This window comes from Amniculibacterium aquaticum (assembly GCF_003852705.1).
Lineage (GTDB): Bacteria > Bacteroidota > Bacteroidia > Flavobacteriales > Weeksellaceae > Amniculibacterium > Amniculibacterium aquaticum.
On sequence record NZ_REFA01000053.1, the window covers coordinates 1 to 3025 of the forward strand.

The window sequence follows — 3025 nt, forward strand, 5'->3', positions numbered from 1 at the left end:
CAAAAAGCCATTTTCTTTTCCTAATTTTTGTATTTTAGCAAAAGAAAAATGGCTTTTTGCTTGGTGTTGAGATTGCATAAATACTTGATAATCAAAGCCCGCACTTCACAAAGCCGCGAACCGTTGTGCGTCATTTTAAAACAACGGTACGTCAAAAAACATATGGAAAACATATTTGAAAACAAGGAGCAAATTATAGAATTAATCCAAAGAGCCGATAACGAAATTGAGACAAAAAGGCTAACTAATAAATTCAAGCAACTTAAAAAAGAACGGAAAGAGTTTTATCTAACTTTAGCTGAACTTGAAGAAATCTTTAAATGGAAATTACGCTCTCAGTACGGTCGTCAAACAAAACAAAGAAGTGTAAATACAGACAAAAACATCGTTTCTATTACTCGCACTGCTTTTGAAGTCATACACTCTGATGAAGACTACGAAACTAAATTAAAACTAAAACTTTTAACTTCAATTGCTGGAGTTGAAATCCCTGTTGCTTCTGCAATATTAACACTTTGCTATCCAGACAAATATTCTGTAATTGACTTTAGAAATTGGAATCAGATTTATAAATCGGAAAGACGAAAAACAAATTATACTCCAAAGGAATATTCTGATTACTTAAAAAGTATCAGAAAAATTGCAGAAGAATTTGAAATGACTCCACAAGAAATAGATATTGCTATTTGGCAAAAAGATAGAGAAAAGAAATAAAAAATGGAACATTCAAAAACTTACAAAGAGTATATCATTCAAACTATCAACACTTTAGTAGAATGCGATAATCAGATTTTTACAGAAGCATTAAATTTAATGATGAGTAATGAACTCAAAGAAATTGATGAAGTTTTTGACGAAGGAGATATTTATAACTTCAGTATCAATCATTTAGAAAGTTCGGACGACACAAATGTTCAACTAACTCTAAATGCAATAAAAGAAATTAGAAAAGTCATTAATTCATTGCAAAATTTAAACCTCATTAAAGATGAAGAAATTGAATGGAAATAAATATTGACATTTAAATAATTATTCCTACTTTTGTATCCAAGTGAATACAAAAATAAACAATGTACTTTATTGAAAAAACTGTAGAATTTGATAAATGGCTTAGAAAACTAAAAGATATTCGAGCAAAAGCTAAAGTTTTATTTAGGATTCAAAAGTTAGAAAAAGACGAACATTTCGGTGATTGTGAACCAGTTGGAGATGGAATTAGAGAATTAAAAATCAATTATGCAAAAGGCTATCGAATCTACTTCAAAGAAAAAGATGGAAAAATTATCATTCTCTTGATTGGCGGAGATAAATCTTCTCAACAAAAAGACATTGAAAAGGCTAGAGACATTTGGAATAAAATAAAAAAGTAAAAAATGGAAACATCAAAATTTGACATAGCAGATTATTTAGACAGCAACGAAATGATTGCTGAATATCTTAATGAAGTTTTAGAAGACGGTGATGACTCTGAAATTATTACAGCAATCGGCAACATTGCAAAAGCAATAGGAATGACAAAAATTGCTGAAGAAACAGGACTTAGCAGACCTAGTTTGTACAAAGCATTATCTGAAGGTGCTAAACCTCAATTTTCAACAATAATGAAAGTGTTGAGAGCTGTCGGAGGACAAATACAAATCAATCCAGCACATATATAAAAACGAACGCACAACAAGCGGTTTGAACGCAAGCAGGGGTGAATTGCACCGTTCGAACTTTTGTATTATATTTGAAGTTCGGTTCTCGCATCAACAGTAGTGCTAAAATACCCTGCCTGCGTCAAGCCGCAAACCGTTATAGCCAATGCTAAGTGACGACATCAATAAAAAGAAAGAATAACTAAAATGGGAGCTTGGGGAACAGGAATAAGTTCAAACGACACGTATGCTGACATATACGAGCAATTTTTTGACTTGTATAATGATGGACTTTCAGTATCGGAAATTACAAAAAGACTTATTGACGAAAACCAGGAGACAATAAATATTGAAGAAGATGCACCAAACTTTTGGTTTGCTATTGCAAATGCACAATGGGAATGCAAAGCACTTGAAAAAGAGGTATTATTAAAGGTTGAGCATATCATCAATAGCGGGGAAGACATCAGAATTTGGAAAGAATTAGATGCATCACCTACGGACTTAAAGACAAGAGAAAAAGTTCTAAACAAGTTCCTATCCAAACTTCAAACTGAAAAAGACAAACCAAGAAAACGGACTAAGAAGAAATTATACAATTCCATTTTCAAAAAAGGAGACTGTCTAGTTTATAAAATGGATAATGGAAATTACGGTGGGGCATTCGTTCTGACTGACGAACAAGAAACTGAAGTTGGGACAAATTATATTGCAATAACAACAATAGACAAGTTAGACAAACCAAGCATTGAAGATTTTAAAGTTGCAGATGTATATGTGAAGCGTGTTAATGAAATAAGTTTCAAAGGAACAGAAATGCATAAAGAGTGGGTTGACCAGCCTCAAATTGGTGGCTTTTCCGCAATACTATTTAAGAATCACAACGTAGACATTGAAGTAATCGGACAAATTCCAATACAGAATGAATATAAAATAAACAGACAAATAGGTTTTGGATGGATTGCCTTAAAATCGACATTACCGTTTAAAGACGAATACATAAAAATAAATGGCGTTCCAACCAAGACATTAAAACTATCAGAGCTGACAGAAAGCACTGGCTATAACAGCACCTTGCCAAAAGCGGGGCGTTCGTGGTGGCAGAAACTTTTCGGCTCCGAATAAACATTAGTGGTAGCTTGACAGATGGTGCTCCGAAAGCCCCGCCTTCGGCAAGTTGCCAAACGTTGTCCGTAATATTTGAAGAGCGTTATCAAATCGAAGATTTTACAAATTTGAACATTTTTTGACCTATACCCTGCTGATTTCTAAATTTTATGCCGAATAATTTCTATGTGAAAATTTTAAAAATTGTGCTGAAATTCATGCTGAAAATTATCCTGTTGATTTTCGAAAAATTGTGCTGAATATCTTGCTGAAAATTATTC

5 protein-coding genes are annotated in these 3025 nt (G+C 32.9%); all 5 read left to right on the top strand.

The annotated features are described in order from the left end of the window. Positions 1–162 precede the first annotated feature (162 nt). Entirely contained in the window at positions 163–714 is a 552-nt protein-coding gene (locus EIY84_RS11595; RefSeq protein ID WP_124643349.1) for a hypothetical protein, read from the top strand. A 3-nt stretch (positions 715–717) separates the two neighbouring features. Beyond that, positions 718–1011: a hypothetical protein gene (locus EIY84_RS11600; RefSeq protein WP_124643352.1), complete on the top strand. Its 294-nt coding sequence runs from the start codon at positions 718–720 to the stop codon at positions 1009–1011. Positions 1012–1070: 59 nt separating this feature from the next. Further along, a complete protein-coding gene (locus EIY84_RS11605; RefSeq protein ID WP_124643354.1) occupies positions 1071–1370 on the top strand; it encodes a type II toxin-antitoxin system RelE/ParE family toxin in 300 nt (99 codons plus the stop codon). 3 nt (positions 1371–1373) lie between these two features. Then, complete coding sequence (locus tag EIY84_RS11610; protein WP_124643356.1) at positions 1374–1658, top strand: addiction module antidote protein; 285 nt, start codon at positions 1374–1376, stop codon at positions 1656–1658. Positions 1659–1844: 186 nt separating this feature from the next. Next, positions 1845–2762, top strand: a complete 918-nt coding sequence (locus EIY84_RS11615; RefSeq protein ID WP_124643358.1) for a hypothetical protein — start codon at positions 1845–1847, stop codon at positions 2760–2762. The last annotated feature ends 263 nt before the right edge of the window (positions 2763–3025 follow it).

Bases quoted from the DNA above. Each gene is read 5' to 3' on its own strand.
- EIY84_RS11595 (WP_124643349.1), top strand. From the start codon at position 163: ATGGAAAACATATTTGAAAACAAGGAGCAAATTATAGAATTAATCCAA.
- EIY84_RS11600 (WP_124643352.1), top strand. From the start codon at position 718: ATGGAACATTCAAAAACTTACAAAGAGTATATCATTCAAACTATCAAC.
- EIY84_RS11605 (WP_124643354.1), top strand. From the start codon at position 1,071: ATGTACTTTATTGAAAAAACTGTAGAATTTGATAAATGGCTTAGAAAA.
- EIY84_RS11610 (WP_124643356.1), top strand. From the start codon at position 1,374: ATGGAAACATCAAAATTTGACATAGCAGATTATTTAGACAGCAACGAA.
- EIY84_RS11615 (WP_124643358.1), top strand. From the start codon at position 1,845: ATGGGAGCTTGGGGAACAGGAATAAGTTCAAACGACACGTATGCTGAC.